This is a genomic window from Clostridium sp. CS001, from assembly GCF_020443565.1.
Lineage (GTDB): Bacteria > Bacillota > Clostridia > Clostridiales > Clostridiaceae > Clostridium_AD.
This window is the reverse complement of the sequence record NZ_JAIZZN010000013.1, coordinates 38,590-59,980: the sequence shown is the minus strand read 5'-3', so window position 1 is coordinate 59,980 and position 21,391 is coordinate 38,590. Positions and strand designations below refer to the sequence as shown.

The following is a 21,391-nucleotide window of genomic DNA, read 5'->3' as shown; positions in this document are numbered from 1 at the left end:
CATTGATAAATAGAGAATTGATTTTAGTAGTTGATTTTGGTGGCCAATACAATCAACTTATTGCAAGAAGAGTTAGAGAAAACAATGTTTACTGTGAAATAATACCATACACACATTCTGTAGAAAAGATTAAAAGTATGAATCCAAAAGGAATAATATTCACTGGTGGACCCAATAGCGTTTATGGTGAAGGTGCTCCAAGAATAGAAAAAGAGATATTCGAGCTAGGTATTCCTATATTAGGAATATGCTATGGTGTTCAACTAATGGCACATGTTCTTGGTGGAGAAGTTAAAACACCAGATGTTCGTGAGTATGGAAAAATAGAAGTTGATTTATGTAAGGATTCTGCTATTTTTGCAGGAATAGAAGAAAATCAATGTTGGATGAGTCATACAGACTATATCTCAAGAACACCAGAAGGGTTTGATATAATAGCAACTACTAAAGATTGCCCAGTAGCAGCTATGTCCAATGTATCTAAGAAACTTTATGGGGTTCAATTCCATCCAGAAGTAAAACATACTCTATTTGGTGAAGAAATGATTAGAAAGTTCTTATATGATGTATGCCATGTTAAAGGTGATTGGTCAATGTCATCTTTTGCAGAAGAAAAGATTAAGTCTATACGCGCCCTAGTTGGAGATAAAAAGGTGCTTTGTGCTTTTTCAGGAGGAGTAGATTCTTCAGTTGCTGCAATGATTGTTCATAAAGCAATAGGAAAACAGTTAACTTGTGTATTTGTTGATCATGGTCTTTTAAGAAAAGATGAAGGAGACCAAGTTGAAACAATATTTAAAGGCGAATTTGATATGAACATAATAAGAGTTAATGTTCAAGATAGATTCTTAGGTAAGCTTAAAGGTATAAGTGACCCAGAGCAAAAGAGAAAGATAATTGGAGAAGAGTTCATAAGGGTTTTTGAAGAAGAATCTAATAAGCTCGGACAAATGGATTTCCTTGTGCAAGGTACAATATATCCAGACGTAGTTGAAAGTGGTACAGATACTTCAGCTACTATAAAAAGTCACCATAATGTTGGGGGACTTCCAGAGGATATGCACTTTAAATTAATAGAGCCTCTAAGAGAGTTATTTAAAGATGAGGTTAGAGCTGTTGGAGAAGAACTTGGAATTCCTCATCATTTAGTATGGAGACAACCATTTCCAGGACCAGGCCTTGCTATAAGAGTACTTGGAGAAATAACAGATGAAAAACTACTTATAACTAGAGAAGCTGATGCAATATTTAGAGATGAGGTAGCTAAAGCAGGACTTGAAAGTGAAATATGGCAATACTTTGCATGTCTTCCAAACATACAATCAGTTGGTGTTATGGGTGATGAGCGAACATACTGCCATACAGTTGCACTAAGAGCTGTAACTAGCTCTGATGGAATGACTTCAGATTGGGCTAGAATACCTTACGAAGTATTAGATAAAGTATCTCGTAGAATTGTTAACGAAGTTCAAGGAGTAAACAGAATTGTTTATGACGTAACGAGTAAACCACCTTCCACTATTGAGTGGGAATAGAAAATAGAAAGCCTACAATCCTTATTAAACAAAGGATTGTAGGCTTTTGTTTTGTTTTTTAATTATAAAATGTTAAGCAATTTAAACTAAACATAAGATTTTCTTAATGTACATTACCCTACAGATGTTTTAGCAGGTATGATTTTAGGACTTATGAGCAGTATAATAATAATTTACTTATTTGGGAAAGGAAACAATAACATTAAGGCTATACTATAAGTGTAAGAGTTAGAATGTATACAATATGGGAAAAATAAAGGTGTTAGCTAATTGTTCAGATTACCATAAAAGGAAGTAGGTTTTATTATAGGTATTTTAATTTTATTAATAGTCATTTCCCCTTATACAAACATAATACCAGCCATATATATAACGTATATGGTGTTGTCTCGAAAGGTAAGGATAAACAAAAGCTCCTGGAATATAGGGCTCTCTTTACTATTTATATGGTCTTTGATAGTAGGGATTATAAATTATAGTTTTACATCAATTATTGCATCTTTTGGTCTCTTTGTGTACCTATGTATTAGTGTCTTTTTACAAGATTATTGCCAAAATGAAAATAAGGTAGAAGAGATATGCACATATTTAGTGTGGTTTTCACTGCTAGCAGCGATTTTTGGAATCATTGAGAAAATTATATATGTGTATTTTAATTATAATATTTGGTCAAGGTTTCTTGAAATTACGTCTCAGCCAGTGATTAACGACAGAATATATAGTACCTTTGGTAATCCCAATGTAGCTGGTAATTGGTTTGCCATAATGATTATTTTGAGTCTTTATTTTTGTAGCACTAAATCTAGAACTACAAAATTATTCTATCAAATATCAACACTTTTCTTTGTTGTTGCATTGTATTTAACAGGATCTCGTGGTGCTTTTATTGGCCTATTATTTGGGCTTTTCATTTATTATCTTCTTAAAGGTAATAAAAAAGATATATGGCTGTTTATAATAATATTTACACTTACAGCTTTAGTTACGTTTATGCCATCACAGATTTTAGAAAATGTAATTGGACATAACCTTGATGGTTCATTTACTAGTCGCTTTGGAATATGGAATGGATGCTTAAAAATGATAAAGCTTAAACCTATTACAGGGTGGGGGCTTATGGGGATTACTGACCATGGAGCATATTTTATGAAAGATTTCTATTATGAAACATTATATCATGGCCATAATATTTGGATTACTATTATGACTTCATTGGGAGTTATTGGGATGCTTATATATGCTTATATAAAGATTAATTTATTCAGAGATTTAAAAACACTTTACCTGCAAAATTGTAGGCTGGTTCCAATGCTAGCGGGTATTCAATTTGTGATAATAGGGCATGGGTTAGTTGATTTTACAATGATTGCACCACAAACTGGGTTATTATTTATAGCTAGCTCGGCTATAATAAGTACTCTTGCAAAACAACATAAGAGGCTATAGGCATATGTACTATTCACCTTTTTATTATTGTCAATAGAAGGAGATATTTTATTTGCCTTCACTGGTGCGTTAGTATATAATTGTGCTATATTCTTATACAAGGAAGTGATGTTATGCCAGAAGATAGACTAAATAAAGTTAGTTGCAGTTCCTATAGGTGTGAGATTGAGGTAACCCTGGAAATATTAAGTGGCAAATGGAAAGCTCTTATTATTTGGAATCTCAACATACATAAAGTTATAAGATATAATGAACTTAAAAGATTAATTCCAGAAATAACTCAAAAAATGTTAAGTCAACAATTAAAATATTTAGAACAAAATGGACTAGTTCATAGAACTGTTTATTCTCAAGTACCCCCCATGGTTGAATATTCACTTACTGAAATGGCGGAGGACTTAATTCCTATTTTGGAATCGATGGATAAATGGGGAAAGCATTTTGTAGATAATTTTAGACAACCCAATCATACAACTTAAAATCTATCTTTCCATATAAAAATCAAAAGGTATAGCTAGTTATTAATTAGCTATACCTTTTGTATAAACTTAGAAGTTTACTTCTGTTCCATAATAAGTAGCTTCAAATAATTTCTTCATTTCTTCTACAGATATTTCTCTTGGGTTTGTGCCTGTACAAGCATCACCTACTGCGCCCACAGAAATTTTATCTAAGTTAGACTTGAAGTCTTCTTCTGATACTCCAAATTCTTTTAAAGTAGTAGGCATATTCATGGAAACTCTAAAATCTTTAACTAGCTCTATTAATGATTGAACTAGTTCATCTGTTGTTTCTCCTTTTAATCCTAATCGCTTAGCTATATCAGCATAATCAGCTGCAGCTCTAGCTGTTTTAGCATTAAATTGCATAGCATATGATAAGTATATTGCATTTGCACATCCATGAGGAATGTTGAATATTTTACCTGTTTTATGAGCCATAGAATGAACTATTCCTAGTATTGCATTTGAGAAAGCCATTCCAGCTAAAGACTGAGCTATATGCATGTCTTTTCTAGCTTGTTCTTCTCCTTCAAATGATTTAACTAAATTATCAACAGTCATTTCTATTGATTTCATAGCTACTGCATCAGTTATTTGATTTTTAGCTTTTGAAACATAAGCTTCAAAGGCATGAGTTAAAGCATCCATTCCAGTATTAGCAACTAATGTTTGAGTCATGCTTTGTACTAAATTAGTATCAACTATAGCAACATCAGGAGTTATGTTATAGTCAGCTATTGGGTATTTAACACCTGTTTCATTATCAGTTATTATTGAAAATGAAGTAACTTCTGAACCAGTACCACTTGTAGTAGGTATAGCTATAAATTTAGCTTTTTGTCTTAACTCTGGTAAGTTAAATGGTTTAGCAGCCTCTTCAAAAGTGAATTCTGGATACTCATAAAATATCCACATTGCTTTAGCAGCATCTATTGGTGATCCACCACCGATACCAACTATTAAATCAGGATTGAATTGATTCATAGCTTCAACCCCTCTCATAACTGTTGCAACTGAAGGGTCATTTTCAATTCCTGAAAATATTGAAGTCTCAATATTAGCTTGTTTCAATAATTCTTGTATTTTTGGAACTGTTCCATCTTGTATTAATCTTTGAGAACCAATGACAAGCATTGCCTTAGTTCCTTTTACTGATTTTAAATGATCTATTGCATTATCACCGAAATAAATATCTCTTGGTATAGTAAATCTTTGCATTTGTAGTTCCTCCTCTAAGTAATTGTTTTTAATTATTAACAAATTTATTTTTTAAATTTTGTTTTTTTGTTTAATTCCTTGCTACGAGTATTAGTATAAACCTACTAAGTTCAAAAAAAAAGAAGCCACTTTTCGGTAGGGCAGTTACAAAAGGGTAGGAAATATGGTGATTCCAATGAAAAAATTATCAATTATATTTTAACATCCATGTATTTTAGAATATAACATAAGGATATGTTACGAAGAATTCAGGTTGGTTCCAATGGAAGAACGGCAAGGTTACTTATGAATTTAATCTTAATGAGCAATGGATACCCGTTACGGTTATAAAAACAGAGAATAATGATAAATAGGGTGTCCTAAAAGATAGTTTTAGGACACCCTATTTGTTTAAATCTTTCCGTCTTCTATAATTTGATTTGCTACCCATCCTGCAACTTTTCCAGTAATTTTTATGCAGTGATTTTTTCTTTCAGGACTTTTAAAGTTATCTCCAGTCCACTCTCTTGTTATTACTCTGCAGCAGGTCGAATTGTATTCATCCTTAATGTAATCATGCAGTTCTTTAGACACTTCAAACATCTTATCCTGCATAGGCTCACCTTCTACTCTTCCATAGACCATGCCAAGTGCCATTTGGCCACCTGAAACTGCACCGCATAAACAACCTGATTTGCCCATTCCTATAGGGAAGCCACTTGCTAGCTTGACCACATTTTCTTCATATGGTTTGCCTAGGAATTCATTAATAACTTGAACTACAGCTTCACTGCAAAAAAAAGTTCCACTTCTAAACAGCTCTTCTGCATTAGCTTGTATTTTAGCAATAAGTTTTTCTTTTTCAAATTTATTTGTATTAATTGATTCCATCAGTTACCTCCATAAATTAAATAATTTTGTAATTTTATTATAAGTTATGTATTTCCAACAATCCAATTAAAAAATCAAATACTCAATGATTTAACTATAGAAAAAATCAATAGAAGCAATTGTTATATAAATCTTTTAGTATGTTATAATTTTCATTGTAATCTTATATATTAATTAAACTTTTGAGTATATTTTATTTATGTAAATGGAGGAATTATTTATGGGACAGATCTTAAAAAAATATCCCGTTCCTGCAGCAGGTCTTATGCTTGGATTAGCAGCAGTGGGAAACCTAGTTCAATCTTATGGGGAAGTTTATCACAGTATGTTTGGTGCGCTATCTGCAGTATTGTTTGTTTTAATGATAGCGAAGATTATTAAATATCCTAAAGGTGTTACGGAAGCTTTGGACAACCCTGTGGTAGCTAGCGTATTCCCTACATTTTCTATGGCAATTATGTTATTATCAACTTATTTAAAGTCATATTCACAAACATCTGCATTCATAGTGTGGATTATTGGTTTTGCTTTTCATGTTGCACTGATTATATGGTTTACCAAAAAGTATGTGTTGAATTTTAAGATTAAGCAGGTATTTCCATCCTGGTTTATAGTTTATGTTGGTATAGTTGTTGCCAGCGTAACAGGTCCTGCGTTTAAGATGAATGCTATAGGACAATTAGCTTTCTGGTTTGGACTTGCAACTTATCTAGTACTTTTAGTAACAGTTCTTTATAGAGTTATAAAGATTAAGGAAATAGCAGAGCCAGCTCGGCCAACTCTTGCAATATTTGCAGCACCTGCAAGCTTGCTTTTGGCAGGATACATTAACTCATTTCAAACAAAAAATATGGCAATAGTTTGGGTTTTAATGGTACTATCACTTGTTATGTATATAGGAGTTGTTATTACTATGTTTAAACTTTTAAGGTTGGAGTTCTATCCGAGCTATTCAGCATTTACATTTCCATTTGTTATAAGTGGTATAGCGATGAAACTTACTAATGGATTTTTAACTAAATCTGGTCAGGGAATTTCAGTATTAAGATACTTAATAAAGTTTCAAGAAGCTGTAGCTGTTGTTTTAACTCTATATGTATTAGTAAGGTATATTCAATTTGTATTTGCAACGGAAAAGGAGGTAATAAATACAAATTTAAAAACATAATAAGTTATATCTTTAAATATATAGAGAGGAGGAGGTTGTCTAAAAGTAGATGACCTCTTCTCATTTTTGAAGACTCGCCACTAACTCGTGACTTCAGTCATGAGTTAGTGGCGAGGTATTGATAATGTAATAAGAGAGCTTTAACTAAAGTACCTTTATTACATTGAATAATGAATTTTGAACGAGCCATGCCTGAGGGAAGTACCTTCCAATAGTCCAATAGCTAACTCCACCTAAACCATATTGGTGAGCAGTACGAAGCTTAGCGTTCATGCTTCTAGCATCTTCGAACCAAACCTCATGTTTTTTTCCAGCAGAGTCATAATAGTTAAAAAACGGTGCTTGAGCAGTATAATCATACTTAATAGATGCGTGTACTTTTCTTGCAAGATCTACAGCTGCTACATTACCAAGTGCAACTGCTTTGCTTCCTTGCACAAATGGCAAAGTCCAATCATACCCATAGTTAGGGATTCCCATAAAGATTTTTTTTCTTGGAATTACTGTTACAGCATAATCAAGTACTTTTTTTACTAAATTGAGTGGAGCTACTGCCATTGCTGGGCCAGCAGTATACCCCCACTCATAAGTCATTAGTATAACATGAGAAGCAAGGACTCCATGGACTGGATAATCGTGAGCTTCGTAAAGTAATCCCTTTATGTCAGCAGAAGGCTTAGGAGCTAGGGCTGTAGTAACAATATAGCCTAAAGGTTCTAGTCTATTTACAGTTTTGCGTAAAAAGTTATTATAATTTTGTCTATCTTCGGGGAAGATATATTCTAGGTCAAGAGCTAAACCATAATAGTTTTTGCTTTTTAATATATTAATTATGTTATCTAATAATGTGTCTTGAAGGGTTTCATTTGCAAGTATTGTGTGAGCTAAGTTACTATCAAAGCCCCCACCTGTCCTTAAGTTTGTAACCACCATCATTGGAGCTACTTTAGCTTTTCTTGCAGCTTCTATTAAGGGAACGTCATTAATACCTGTTAAGGTTCCGTTAGGCAATATTTGATAACTAAATATACTAAGGTAAGTTAGGTTTGGAAGAGTCTTTGCAAGAACCTCCATATTTGTACCAGGGAAAGCATAGCCATTAACTTCGATAGAACCTAATTTTTGCGAAGATGATGGTATATTTATAATTTGGCCAGCATAAATTGGCGTAGAACTGCTAAGTCCTGGATTTGCAGCATATAAACTTGCGAGAGTTATACCATACATTCTAGCTATGCCGTATAGAGATTGGCCTGGAAGAACTCTATGTTGTCTTGTTCCTTGTAGGATTACAAGTGTTTGACCTACAACAAGTTCCGATGGGTTTGTAAGTTCATTATCAGAAGCAATTTTATTGTATGAAACACCGTATAATTTAGCAATTTCATATAGGCTTTCACCACTTTTTACAACATGAATAATCAAAAAAATCACACCTCTTATAGTAATATAATTCAGTATATGCAACACAATGACAGGGAGTACATAATATATTTTAAAACTTGATTTATTTAACTCTATAAACTAAAATTATCCTATATTGATTTATTAGGGTGACATGCAAAGGGTTAAGGGTTCATAACTTTTATTTACAGAAGGGTATAAACAAGGAGGGTATTATTAATGAGAAAGACTTTATCATTAGATCTAAGCAAAGTAGTCCCATATTTAGGAGAGCATGAAGTTTCTTATTTTGAGCCAATGGTAGCTACGGCTCACAAGATGCTTAAAGATAGAACAGGTGCGGGTAATGAGTTTTTAGGATGGGTGGACCTCCCTTTAAATTACGATAAATTAGAATTTGATAGGATTAAAAAGGCCGCAGAAAAGATAAGAAGTAATTCACAGGTCTTAATTGTTATTGGAATTGGGGGATCATACCTTGGTGCTAGGGCAGCTATAGAAATGTTATGCCATAGCTTTTATAATAGTCTCTCAAGTGAGAAGAGAAAATCTCCAGCAATATTTTTTGTTGGAAACAATATAAGTTCTACATATATGGCAGATTTAATTGATGCTATAGAAGGAAAGGACTTTTCTGTAAATGTAATATCAAAATCAGGAACTACTACTGAACCAGCCATTGCTTTTAGAATATTTAAGGATTTATTGGAAAAGAAATATGGAAAAGAAGGAGCAACTGAGAGGATTTTTGCCACTACAGATAAGTCGAGGGGTGCACTGAAAAAATCAGCAGATGCAAAAGGCTATGAAACTTTCGTGATATCTGATGATATAGGAGGAAGATACTCAGTTCTAACTGCTGTAGGACTACTTCCAATAGCAGTCGCAGGCATTGATATTGAAGAAGTTATGAAGGGCGCAGCAGATGCAAGAGAGACCTATAGCAAAGAAGATTTAAATAGCAATGATTGCTATAAATATGCAGCGGCTAGAAATGCACTATATAGAAAAGGTAAAGTTACAGAGATTTTAGTCAATTATGAACCAGCACTTCAGTATTTTGGAGAGTGGTGGAAACAATTATATGGTGAAAGTGAAGGAAAAGACCAAAAGGGAATATTCCCAGCAGCGGTTAATTTCTCTACTGATTTGCACTCTATGGGGCAATATATTCAAGAGGGAGTACGAAACATATTTGAAACTGTTATAAATGTTGAAAAACCAAGAAAAGAAATTATAGTAAAAGAAGAAGCAGAAGATTTAGATGGATTAAACTTTTTAGCAGGCAAAACTATGGATTTTGTTAATAAAAAAGCTTTCCAAGGTACCGTTCTTGCACATAATGATGGAGGAGTGCCAAACATCATTTTAAATGTACCAGAATTAACACCATATTATTTTGGCTATATGGTTTACTTTTTTGAAAAAGCTTGTGCAATAAGTGGATATTTATTAGGTGTAAACCCATTTGATCAGCCTGGAGTTGAGGAATACAAGAAAAATATGTTTGCGCTTCTTGGTAAAGCAGGATATGAAGAAATAAAAGCAAAACTCGAAAAGAGAATTTAAAGAAATGAGAAAGATTATATGAGAATTATTGTTGATGCAGATGGGTGCCCTGGAAAACACCTAATAGAAAAAGCAGCTAAGGAAAATTCTATAGAACTTATTATGTATTGCGACATTAATCATGTTTTAAATAGTAATTATGCATCAATAAAATATGTAGATAGTGGGTTCCAAACAGTTGACATGAAAGTAGCCAATGAGGCGAAACTTAAGGATATAGTAATTACCCAAGACTTTGGCGTGGCTGCAATGGTTTTAGCTAAAGGCGCGTATGCTATTGGCACTAAAGGCCATATATACGATGATGACAATATAGATAAACTATTATTTGAGCGCCATATATCTGGTAAAGCAAGACGTAGTGGAGGAAAAACCTTTGGACCTAAAAAAAGAACAAATGAGGATGATGAAAGACTTTATAATAATTTAATTAAACTCATTATAAAAGCTCAATCATAACATTACCTATTAATATGTAACATGCATAACAGATAAAACAGTTAGTAATTTTTATTACTAACTGTTTTATCTTATTTTAAAGGCCTAAGCAAATATTGATTATTTAGATTTTAAACAATAACAAATTTATTACATAAAACAATATAAAGTTTGAGAAATTGTTACTTTAAGTCAAGATTATGAGAATTTATGTCTATAAATAAAGTTAAAAAAGGGTACTACAACACTATTATAGAGAATAGCACTATGGTATAATATACCATTATAGGCACATTTTTATGATCGTAGCTTATTTATAAGGGTAGGTGAGTTTAGGTGAATGAAATGAACATATTATTTAATTTAGAAGACACTGAGGAAGAATTTAAAGAAATTCAAATAAGTGTTGAAAATAAATTAGAGGATAATTTAAACTATAAATTTCTTGTTGGGCAAGAAGGAACATGGACGACTATAAAAGAACTAAGTGAAGACAGTGTTACTACATGGAAGCCAGAGGCAGAGGGCAAGTACTCTATAATGGTGCAAGCTAAGAGGAAAGAGAGCAATAGATCTTTTGACTTTATATCAAAAACGGATTATATAGTAGGTGAAGTTTGCAAAGGGTTAATAGATGGTGATTTTAATGTACAAGCCGTGCAGTCCTTAGAGATTACGGCATTTAAATGCTTGACTGAAGATTTGTTAGTGGGCAGAGAACTAGTTTTTGAGGTAGAAGCAAACCATGAGGATAACAGAATGGTTTTATACAAGTTTGTAAAAATAAATCTTCAAGGAGAGAATACCTGCATACAAGATTATTCGACTAAAAAATTAGTTAGTTATGTAGAAGAAGATAAAGGGGACTATAAGCTGCTGTGCATGGCAAAGGATATGTATTCCATTAATGAATTTGATGACAGAGCGTTAATTCATTATAGTATAGAACTTTATGAAGAAATAAAAATACATAGTTTCACTAGTGATTTGAGCTCGCCACAGCTATGTGGTACTCCTATTAGTCTAAAGTGTATTGCTAGGGGTGGAAAAGAATTATTATATAAATTTAAAATTCAAGGAAATTGCTCAGAGGATTCTAGTTATAGCACAAAGGATAATTATATATGGACACCAAAAGAAGCAGGTACATACAAGGCTATCTTATGGGTTAAGGATGAAACCTTTAAGGGGGAATATGAAAAGGAAACTTTTATAGAATTTATAATTGATAATATAAGTAATGAAAATGTAATTATAGGGGATGTAATTTTAGATAAGAAAAATCCGGTTCTATTAGGAGAGGCTATTCATGTGAAGGTTAAGGCCACCGGTGGAAATTCTCTACGGTATAGCTTTGCAGTACTTAAAGAAGGTAAAGAATTGGAAAAACTAGAGTTTGGAAAACATGATTTTGTAGATTTTACTCCAGAGGGAATTGGAAATTTCAAACTAGAGGTAAGGGTAAAAGATAAATATTCTAAAAGAGAATTTGATTGCCATGAAGTGAGATATATTGAGGTTTTAGAATGTATTCCAGCTAAAATAAACTATGTTTTAATGCCACCTAAAGAGTATTATATGGTGGGAGATACTGTTTCACTAGAGGTTATTTCTGAAAACACAAGAGAGACCCTTGTGAATTATGTTTTAAAAATAAATAATCGTCTAGTAGAGGAAACTGACTTCTTAGAACATAAAAATGCAGAACATAAAAAGTATGAGATGAAGCCTAAATGCAGTGGAACTTATTTAATAGAGATTCAAGCAAAAAATAAATTTAGTACAAAGCAATATGATTGTAAGAAGGAAATAAAAGTAGAAGTACATGATAGCTTGCCTATAACGGATACAAAAATTTTATGTGATAGGACAAGCTTTATAGTTAATGAAGCAGTAACAGTTATTGCAGAAAGTAAGGGAGGCGCTGCAGTTATGTATGAGTTCTATCTTATGGAAAATGGAGATTGGAGCCTCATGCAAAAGTTTAGCAGAAAAAATGATTATACCTTTATGCCTTTTACTAAAGGAATTTATAAGATGTTAGTGTTATCAAAAAGTTTTTATAAACGCATTTCCTATGAAGATTATGCTATAATGGACATTGAAGTAAAAGAATGAACTTAAAACAGCCTTTAAAAGCTGTTTTTTTTATGAGTAAAAAACATATTTAGCATACATACTTTACTATATAAGTTGAAGCCATTAATATTGTAGATAAGAGTAGAATAAACTGATGTGTATTTGAAACTTTAAGAAATAAATAAGGAGATGAATGTAAATGGAAAGAATAGACAAGATATTATCAAATTTAGGTCATGGAACAAGAAAAGAAGTAAAAGCTTTATTAAAGAAAGGTAAAGTTGAAATTGATGGAGTGATAGCATCAGATAGTGCAATGAAGGTTGATCCAGATAAGGCTGTAATAAAGGTATCTGGTGAAGAAATTAAATATAGAAAATATATATATTTAACAATGAATAAGCCAGCGGGTGTGATTTCAGCTACTGTAGATAACCATGACGAAACTGTAATTGGTTTATTAGATGATGAGTACCAAGCTTTTAAACCATTTCCCATAGGGAGACTAGACAAAGATACAGTAGGATTATTGCTAATAACTAATGATGGTGAATTAAACCACAAATTGATAGCACCTAAAAACCACGTAGATAAGGTATACTATGCTGAAATTAATAGACCTGTAGATGAAAAAGACGTGGATGCATTTAAAAGAGGAATTGAAATAGACGGTGGATATAAATGTATGCCAGCAATCCTAGAAGTTTTAAAGGCTGATGAAAATGGATCTGAAGTAATGGTTACAATCCAGGAAGGTAAATTTCATCAGGTAAAAAGGATGTTTGAAAGTGTAGATAAACAAGTTGTATTTTTAAGAAGAATTAGTTTTGGACCACTAAAATTAGATGAAAATTTGTCAGAAGGTCAATATAGAGAGCTCTCAGAAGAAGAGGTAAATTTATTAAAACAGATTTAATTTAATTAACAATATAATAATACAAGGGTAAGATGAACAAAATGTGAATGAAATAGCATCATGTTATAAATTAATTTACAATAAACTTTGCAAATAATACTTGCATATTTTATTTAAGTTTAATATAATTAAGGTGTTAAGATAAATAGAGAGATAAATAGCCCCCTTTTTATTTATTACGAAACAGCCCAACCCCAAGGGCTGTTTTATTTTGCATAAAAATGTCTAATTTAAAAGAAAAATGTCGAAAATCATAAGGAAATTGAATTTCGACAAAATGTCATATTAAATGATTACATTTAATATGGCATTTTTTATTGGATAATTGGAAAGTATATAACTACATAGTATATACTAGATGTGTTTTTTGGACTATAATTAAGGTGTGTAAATATAGAATCACATGAATAATTTAGTATAATATTTAGCGATAAATATGTAATATAAATATTTTCAACAATTTAGATCAAGATTTAAGCAAGAATTTGATAGGAGGGAATCTTATGGTGATAAAAGAGATTTTAATAAACTTTATGACAGAACAAGCGTATAAACCTATGAACTTAAAAGAACTATCTAGGGTATTTGATATTAAAAAAGGTGAAATGGAGAAGTTCACTAATTTATTAAAGGATATGGAAAAGAGCGGTGAAGTAGTAAAAACACGTACTGAGTTTTATGGTATTCCAGAGAGAATGGGCCTTGTAATTGGTAAATTCCAAGGGCATCAAAGAGGTTTTGGATTTGTTATAGCAGATGAAGAAAGACCAGATATATTTATTCCGGCAGACAATGTAAATGGAGCAATGAATGGTGATAAAGTTCTTGCTAAGATATTAAAAGAACAAAACAAAGGTAAGAAATGTGAAGGTGAAATTGCCAGGATAATAGAAAGATCTAATAACACAATAGTAGGAACTTACGAGGATAGCAAAAACTTTGGTTTTGTAGTGGCTGATGATAAGAGGATTGCTCAAGACATATTTATCCCTAAAGCAGAAAGAAATGGTGCGCAAACTGGCCAAATTGTAATTGTTGAAATAACTCAGTGGCCAGATCAAAGAAGAAACCCTGAAGGTAGAATTGTTGAAATTCTCGGAAATAAAGGGGATTTAGGTATTGATATATTAACTATAATTAAAAAGCACAATCTACCAGAGGAGTTCCCAACAAAGGTTGAAGCTTATGCTGAGAGCATAGTTGAAGAAATCCCAGAGGAAGAATATGCCAGAAGAAGAGATTTAAGAGATTTACGTATGGTAACTATAGATGGTGAGGATGCTAAGGACTTAGATGATGCAGTATCTATTGAGATTTTACCTAATGGAAACTATCGTTTAGGAGTTCATATAGCAGACGTTTCAAACTATGTTAAGGAAAAGAATATTTTGGACGTAGAAGCTTTAAAAAGAGCAACTTCAGTATACTTAATTGATAGAGTTATACCGATGCTTCCTAAGAAGTTATCTAATGGGGTTTGTAGCTTAAATCCAAGAGTAGATAGATTAGCACTTACTTGCTTTATGCAAATAGACAAAAACGGAAAAAGTGTAGATCATGAGATAGTAGAGAGTATTATAAAAACTAATGAAAGAATGACCTATACTGAGGTTACAAAGATACTTAGAGATAAGGATGAGGAAACAATCAAAAAGTATGAATACTTACTTGAAGATTTCAAACATATGGAAGAACTCTGTGGAATTCTTAATAAAAAGAGAATGGGTAGAGGAGCCATAAATTTTGATTTTGTTGAGGCTAAAATAAAGTTAAATGAGTTTGGAAAACCTGTAGACATAGTACCTTATGAAAGAGCTATCGCAAATGCCATTATTGAAGAATTTATGTTAACGGCTAATGAAACTGTAGCTGAGCATATGTTCTGGCTAAATGTACCTTTTGTATATAGAATTCATGAAGACCCAGACGAGGAAAAGTTAATGCATTTTAGTGAATTTGCACATAACTTAGGATATCCAATAAAGTGGGGAAATGAAATACATCCTAGAATGCTTCAAGAAATAATAGAAAGAGTAAAAGGTAAGAAGGAAGAAATAGTTGTTAGTACATTATTACTTCGTTCTATGATGAAAGCAAAGTATTCTCCAGAATGTAGCGGACATTTTGGTCTGGCAGCTAAGTATTATTGCCACTTTACCTCACCAATTAGAAGATATCCTGACCTTATGATCCATAGAATAATTAAAGAAGTTATAAATGGAGGATTAAGTGAGAAGAGAACAGAGAAATTAGTAAAAGAAGTAGAAATAGCATCAAAACAATCATCAGATATGGAAAGAGTAGCTATGGAAGCTGAGAGAGAAGTGGATGATTTAAAGAAAGCAGAGTATATGAGCGAAAGAATTGGCCTAGAATTCCAAGGTATTATTTCTTCAGTAACCAATTTTGGGTTATTTGTAGAATTACCAAATACAATAGAAGGTTTAGTTCATATGAGCAGCTTGGATGATGATTATTATATATTTGATGAAAGACACTTAACTCTTATTGGTGAGAGAACCAAAAAGATGTATAAATTAGGTGAAGAAGTTAAGATTATAGTTAGTAAAGTTGATTTGACTTCTCATGAGGTTTATTTTGATATAATTAAAGAAGATGAAGATATAGAAGAAGACATAAAAGAATATTCAACTTCTGACTTGAATCAGCTTATTATAGACGATGTGGAAAAAGAATAAGGTCACGGAGTAGAATAATTTAAGGCTAAGATTAGGTGGAGCTAAAGCATAAGTGCTTTTATGCTAATATTAAAAAAAACAGAAGGATATCACTTTGAAGTGTCCTTCTGTTTATATTGCAGCATCGCAGGTGATGATTTAGTGATAACGGGAGATAAGAAAGCATGTATCATTGAAAGGGAATAAATTGTATAGTATAATTATAGTAATATATTATATACTTTTGTAATACCTTAATAAGAATGAAGTAGGTGAAGTTATGGCAAAGGAAAAAACAAATAAAACATTAGTAGAAAATAGAAAAGCAAGGCATGATTATTTTATAGAAGATGCAATGGAAGCTGGAATAGAGCTTGTTGGTACAGAAGTGAAGTCCATTAGAGCTGGAAAAGCAAACTTAAAAGATAGTTATGCAGAGGTTAGAAATGGTGAAATTTTTATTCGTAATATGCATATAAGCCACTATGAACAAGGAAACCAATTTAATGTAGATCCACTAAGGAGCAGAAAGTTATTGCTTCATAAAGAGCAAATAAACAAGCTAATAGGATTTACAGCTCAAAAGGGATTTACTCTAGTTCCGTTATCTTTATATCTTAAAAATACAAGAGTGAAAGTTAATCTTGGTATTGTTAGAGGTAAAAAGGATTACGATAAGAGAGATTCAATGCTTGAAAGAGATGCTAAGAGAGATATGGATAGACAGATGAAGGATAGAATGAATATCTAGATAAGGTTATAGCAATATAAATATATTATATATTTATATTACTATAACCTTTGTTGTTTCTACGTTTATGTATATCTATAACTTTATTACGAAGGTATAGAAAAGGGATGTAGAGTGATACATAATAGAAGATAATAAGTACTGATGCTAAAAGTGAAAAAGAGAAGGACTGGAATGCTTATCAGATAAGGTTAAATATATCTATAACTTTATTACAAAGGCATAGAAAAAGAGATGTAGAGTGATATATAATAGAGGATTATAAGTACTGGTATTTAAAGTGAAAAAGGGTAGGTCTTGGATGGTTAGCAGAGGTATAGTTAGAAGTGGAGTATGTAAGGGAAAATAGAGCGAGTTCAATGGCTAGCAATATGGGTAAAAATACATAAATGTCCCTATGGTGTTGACAGTAAGGCAATAATTATTCGTAAATATTTTAATAAAAACTGTGAGTTTTGAGTTCGATAGAAATACTTAATGAATGATAGTGAGGGAAATAAAATGATTGTTTATATGCCAAAGATAGTATCTATGGTTGACTTTGAGGGAAGAGAGCCAAAGAGAATAAAGAACATACTGATAGTTCAAAGAAATAGCGATAATAAAAATGTTTGGATCCCTAGTTCTATGACCCATTACCTGTATAATTATCATGCAAATGACTCCAATAATACTAGGATTAAGAGTGCTCGTGCAATATGTGGATTTCTAAATTACTTAAATAATCAAGTAGAGCTAGGTGAGGATGAATGCTTTAATAATCTTAAACAGGAAGGTTTATTTGGCTTGGGACATATACATTTAGCAAGGTATATTAACTATATATCTAACAAAGCAGAAATAAAGAACAATTTTACTACAGTAAAAGAAAAAGAAGCTATATTGCTTAACTTTTACAATTTTCTATTCGAGAAGAAAATAATTGGTAAAAATGGGGAAATACAAAAGAAGCTGGCATATGTAAATTCTAAACATAAACTCGGAAGAAAGTCCAAGAAAAGGGGGAGGATGGTTATGATATCACCCTTGGATGATAAGACTAGGTTTCGTATTAAATATCCATATAAGAATAATGAGCCAAGCACTCTCCTTAAGGATATGGAACAGGATGTATGGGAATCATTTATCGAATTTGCTGAGGAACATTATCCTAATATTGCTTTAGGAGTAGCATTTCAATGTATGGGAGGGATTAGGTTAGGAGAAGTTGTAAATTTATTAATTGATTCAGTAGAGGTTTATAGAAAAAAGAAGCACATGCTTTTACATATAAAAGATAGACAATCTGAATTATTTATAGCACGAGGTGTAAACACATTAAAATCGGAAGTTAAGGTCCCGCGAACAGATCAGCCAGTGTTTGATTTTAATGCAGAATTATTTAATCTATGGGACAGGCATCTTAATATGTTAGCTAAAAACCCTAAAATAAAGTATAGATCAGCTCTATTTGTTAATAGTTATGGCGAGCCAATGACTGGTGAAGTGTATGAAAAAGAATTCTATAGTTTAAAAGAAAAATTCCTACAGTATATAGGCCAAACGAAACCGACTTTGGAGATGCATTTAAGAAATCATAGATGGGGAACGCATATAGGAAGACATATATTTACGAACCACTTAATTAAAAGGGGATATATTAGCAATGACGAAGGGAAGGTAAATTCCAAACTTTTGATGGTTCTTAGGGGCGATGGAAGCGAACAGTCCGCAAATGAATACTTGGATACGAAAGCTGTAGTTGAAACAGTAATTCAGCATTTAAATGTAATTAGTGAGGTTGCTATGAGCATCAAATAAAAAAGGAGGATATTAATTGGACAATTCTGAGAGTATAGATAAACTGTCTATTGAAGAAAAGAAGAATTACGTGAGTAGAGGAGATTATATAAGTAATATAGAAGCTTGCAGGTTGCTTTGTATTTTATTTACAAAAAGAGCAGTTAATAAGCTTCATGTTATGAATGATAGTGGTTATCTTAGACTCATAAAAATTTCTTACAATTGTTTTTATAATCGAGAGGATTTATACAACCTAATCAAAGAAGCAGAGAGTTTTTATGACGAACACTATACAAGAGAGGAAGCACTTAAACTCATATCTATGACTAATTTTAAAAAGCTTATAGCAATTAAAGTCCCAAGTAAATATGTAAGCATATCAAAAAAACAAGCATTTGTTTACAATAAGAATGATATTATGGAATTCATTTCTTTGCCAGGGAAAATTAAAAATGAGACACAGGTGGATTACAACCTTGAAGATTACATGAATAGAGAAGAACTCATTAAATATCTTGAGATGCCAACTTCCGAAATAAAACAGAGTGCTTCAACAAACATATTACGAGAGGAATGGAATGTTAGAATTGTAACAGTTAGAAAGCGTATACTTTTCAATAAAGAAGATATTAAAAGGGTTAAGGAAGAAACTGATAGGTTTTACAATTCTCACTATTCAGTGAAAGAAACAGCAAAACTTGTAGGTGAATTTTATACGATGTACCATAAAGGAATGCGAATACCACGAAAATACTATAGTTTTCTTTCCATGACTTATAATTTAAATCTTATAAACAAGGTTGTGTATAGTAAGGAAGAAATTGATTATATAGTGAAAGAACAGAATAAAAGTTCAAAATTAATAAGGGATAAGTTATATATTTCTAATAATCCAGCGAGGAAAATTTTAAACTTGAGTCCACCCATTTTTGAAAAGCTTATAAAAGGTTATGAGATAAGACAAATAATTTATCATAAATCAGTTTATTATTACCGGGAAGATTTAGAGAAAATACAGGAAAAGCAGAGCAAATATTTTGAAGTGTACATAGACCATGCTTCTTGTACACGCATTTATTTCGGTGGTTACAATTCTTGGAATGATGCTAAGGTTGTAGCATGCCATGAAGTCCCTTTGTATGCATATATAAGTAGTAAAAGTAAGAGTATCACGGCTGCCAATGGGTGCTATAAGATACTTGATGTGGAAAAGTTTGTAGCAAGTATGAATGGTTACGTGAGAAAGTCGAGAGTAAATTCAGATTTAACAGGAAGGGATGCCTTTGAAACCTTTAAAGTTAGATTAAATAGTTATCAAGATTGGGATGAGTTTGACAAGGAATCGAAATATACCGAAAAAAAATGGTTTGACTTTGTTAATAATACATTGACTAAAACTATATCTAAAGAATCGGTTCTTTCGGACTTGATTAATAGATATGTAAGAAGCACTATTCTTGTTAAGGAAATCTTGATTAGAAATAATAAATCAGAGATATACTTAGTTACAGCAAGTGAAATAAATTTATTTTTTAGAACTATTGATTCGAAAATGAGAGCAATCGACATATATAATTTCTTAAGAAGTGTAGATATAGATATTAGAACTATTGCACCAACAAAAAGAAGTGGATTTAAAATGTTGGAGATAGAGCACCCAAATGATTTCTGGGTGTCAAAGGAAACATTAGAAGATGAAGAAAAAGGAGACGTAATCTATGACTTTAATGTTTATTCAAAAGTATTTCAATACTGTACAAACATAGAATTACATATTGTAAAATCAATGGAGGAAATCCAAACGAACTTTACAGCTACTTATGCATCGTCTTGGCTATATATTTTGCTTCATATGAATAATGCATGGAGACATGGTGATGTACAAGGATTTCCAGAATTGGAGCTGAATGACCTTTTAGAGAAACTCAAGATTTGTGATATTGACTGGTTTAAGGTTAATAGAATAGACCTTCCAGTTTCTAGGGCTATCATATTTAGAATAAACCAATGGGAACTCAAGATATCCAAAACGCAAATGCGTGGTTCATTTTTCTGTTCAGATGAACTTGCTCCAGCAATAGCTACAGCAATAGTATTATTGACTCTGTTTAATAATAGGTATGGTATAGTTGCTAACGAGAAGTTAATGAGATTTGAAACAAAATATAATGAAATAAGCAACAATCAAGTGAGGGATTTCTTTGATGAGTTTGAAATGAAAAACTTCAAGTTTTACTCGAGAAAATTCAATAAGACTATAATGACATATTTGTATTATATGGCTAACATATCGGGGGATTCAAAAGCATTATTATATGCGCAAAAGATGAGGGAGCATGCATCGACATCTTCAACACTTTATTATATAGATTTAAATGTGGAAGAAATTGAATCGTTAAGTAGACAACTATTTTCAAGAGGAGAATTCGGATTTATCCCAGCTCTTTTGGTACAGAAGATAAACGGTGGAACTTTAACCTTTCAGGAAACAACAGAGCAAATATGTGCTGCGAATCAAATTTTTGGTGATAATATGAAGATTAATGCAACAGTAGGTTTTTTAAATACAGTTAGGATTGATAGAGAGTCTGTTGTGCAGATGATTTCTGAGAAAAGTTTAGAAGAATGTCAGATGCTTCTGACAGACATATTTACAAGAAAACTTCCTTCTAAGAATGGGACCGATATTCAGTGTATCTACAGTAAATTAGGATGCCAAAGAACAGATCTGAATAGTTGCTTTGAGTGTTCTTACCATATTCCAACGATTTATGTATTGTCGAGGTTGTGTGATAGTATTCTAGATGATATGGATATGTATTTGAGTACTATAAATAAAGCTAATAAGTTCAAATTATCATTAAGAATATCACGAAAAAAAATTGTGGTTCTTGAAGCAATTAAAAAGTTCGGAAAGGATTATGTGTATGGGTGCATAGGGATGCCAAGAGAAGACTTTATAGAGCGGTTAGCTTTAATTGATAATCCAATTTAGATAAAGTATTAGTGTCATTTAAAAAAGTATCTTTAAATG

15 protein-coding genes are annotated in these 21,391 nt (G+C 31.9%); 12 read left to right on the top strand and 3 right to left on the bottom strand.

What is annotated here, in order from left to right; translation table 11 throughout:
- Positions 1-5 precede the first annotated feature (5 nt).
- The 3 genes from guaA (at position 6) to LGK97_RS10470 (ending at position 3,460) form a co-directional block, all read left to right on the top strand.
- Complete coding sequence (gene guaA, locus LGK97_RS10480; protein WP_226259753.1) at positions 6-1,535, top strand: glutamine-hydrolyzing GMP synthase; 1,530 nt, start codon at positions 6-8, stop codon at positions 1,533-1,535.
- Positions 1,536-2,126: 591 nt separating this feature from the next.
- Positions 2,127-2,981: an O-antigen ligase family protein gene (locus LGK97_RS10475; RefSeq protein ID WP_226259714.1), complete on the top strand. Its 855-nt coding sequence runs from the start codon at positions 2,127-2,129 to the stop codon at positions 2,979-2,981.
- A 113-nt stretch (positions 2,982-3,094) separates the two neighbouring features.
- Positions 3,095-3,460: a winged helix-turn-helix transcriptional regulator gene (locus LGK97_RS10470; protein ID WP_226259713.1), complete on the top strand. Its 366-nt coding sequence runs from the start codon at positions 3,095-3,097 to the stop codon at positions 3,458-3,460.
- A gap of 69 nt (positions 3,461-3,529) precedes the next feature.
- Here LGK97_RS10470 and LGK97_RS10465 read toward each other — a convergent pair whose 3' ends face one another.
- Both LGK97_RS10465 and LGK97_RS10460 read right to left on the bottom strand, forming a co-directional pair.
- On the bottom strand, positions 3,530-4,702 hold the full coding sequence (locus tag LGK97_RS10465) for an iron-containing alcohol dehydrogenase (protein ID WP_226259712.1): 1,173 nt from the start codon (positions 4,700-4,702) through the stop codon (positions 3,530-3,532).
- Positions 4,703-5,092: 390 nt separating this feature from the next.
- Positions 5,093-5,572 (bottom strand): C-GCAxxG-C-C family protein, encoded by a 480-nt coding sequence (locus tag LGK97_RS10460; RefSeq protein WP_226259711.1) that lies wholly within the window; start codon positions 5,570-5,572, stop codon positions 5,093-5,095.
- Positions 5,573-5,792: 220 nt separating this feature from the next.
- On the opposite strand from LGK97_RS10460, the gene LGK97_RS10455 reads away from it, so the two are divergent.
- Positions 5,793-6,740 (top strand): TDT family transporter, encoded by a 948-nt coding sequence (locus LGK97_RS10455; RefSeq protein ID WP_226259710.1) that lies wholly within the window; start codon positions 5,793-5,795, stop codon positions 6,738-6,740.
- Positions 6,741-6,884: 144 nt separating this feature from the next.
- On the opposite strand, the gene LGK97_RS10450 is transcribed toward LGK97_RS10455, so the two are convergent.
- Entirely contained in the window at positions 6,885-8,165 is a 1,281-nt protein-coding gene (locus LGK97_RS10450) for a LysM peptidoglycan-binding domain-containing protein (RefSeq protein ID WP_226259709.1), read from the bottom strand.
- 198 nt (positions 8,166-8,363) lie between these two features.
- On the opposite strand from LGK97_RS10450, the gene LGK97_RS10445 reads away from it, so the two are divergent.
- The 8 genes from LGK97_RS10445 (at position 8,364) to LGK97_RS10410 (ending at position 21,352) form a co-directional block, all read left to right on the top strand.
- Positions 8,364-9,713, top strand: a complete 1,350-nt coding sequence (locus tag LGK97_RS10445) for a glucose-6-phosphate isomerase (RefSeq protein ID WP_226259708.1) — start codon at positions 8,364-8,366, stop codon at positions 9,711-9,713.
- 18 nt (positions 9,714-9,731) lie between these two features.
- The gene (locus LGK97_RS10440) at positions 9,732-10,172 is read left to right on the top strand and encodes a YaiI/YqxD family protein (RefSeq protein ID WP_226259707.1); all 441 of its coding nucleotides are present in this window, start codon (positions 9,732-9,734) and stop codon (positions 10,170-10,172) included.
- Between the two features lie 324 nt (positions 10,173-10,496).
- On the top strand, positions 10,497-12,269 hold the full coding sequence (locus LGK97_RS10435) for a triple tyrosine motif-containing protein (RefSeq protein ID WP_226259752.1): 1,773 nt from the start codon (positions 10,497-10,499) through the stop codon (positions 12,267-12,269).
- A gap of 160 nt (positions 12,270-12,429) precedes the next feature.
- Positions 12,430-13,146: a pseudouridine synthase gene (locus LGK97_RS10430; protein ID WP_226259706.1), complete on the top strand. Its 717-nt coding sequence runs from the start codon at positions 12,430-12,432 to the stop codon at positions 13,144-13,146.
- Positions 13,147-13,649: 503 nt separating this feature from the next.
- Positions 13,650-15,845, top strand: coding sequence for a ribonuclease R (gene rnr, locus LGK97_RS10425; protein ID WP_226259705.1), 2,196 nt, complete (start codon positions 13,650-13,652; stop codon positions 15,843-15,845).
- A gap of 259 nt (positions 15,846-16,104) precedes the next feature.
- Positions 16,105-16,575 (top strand): SsrA-binding protein SmpB, encoded by a 471-nt coding sequence (smpB, locus tag LGK97_RS10420; RefSeq protein WP_226259704.1) that lies wholly within the window; start codon positions 16,105-16,107, stop codon positions 16,573-16,575.
- Between the two features lie 501 nt (positions 16,576-17,076).
- A complete protein-coding gene (locus tag LGK97_RS10415; protein ID WP_226259703.1) occupies positions 17,077-18,375 on the top strand; it encodes a site-specific integrase in 1,299 nt (432 codons plus the stop codon).
- A 16-nt stretch (positions 18,376-18,391) separates the two neighbouring features.
- Positions 18,392-21,352 carry a hypothetical protein gene (locus tag LGK97_RS10410; RefSeq protein WP_226259702.1) on the top strand — a complete coding sequence of 987 codons (2,961 nt, stop codon included), beginning with the start codon at positions 18,392-18,394 and terminating at the stop codon, positions 21,350-21,352.
- The last annotated feature ends 39 nt before the right edge of the window (positions 21,353-21,391 follow it).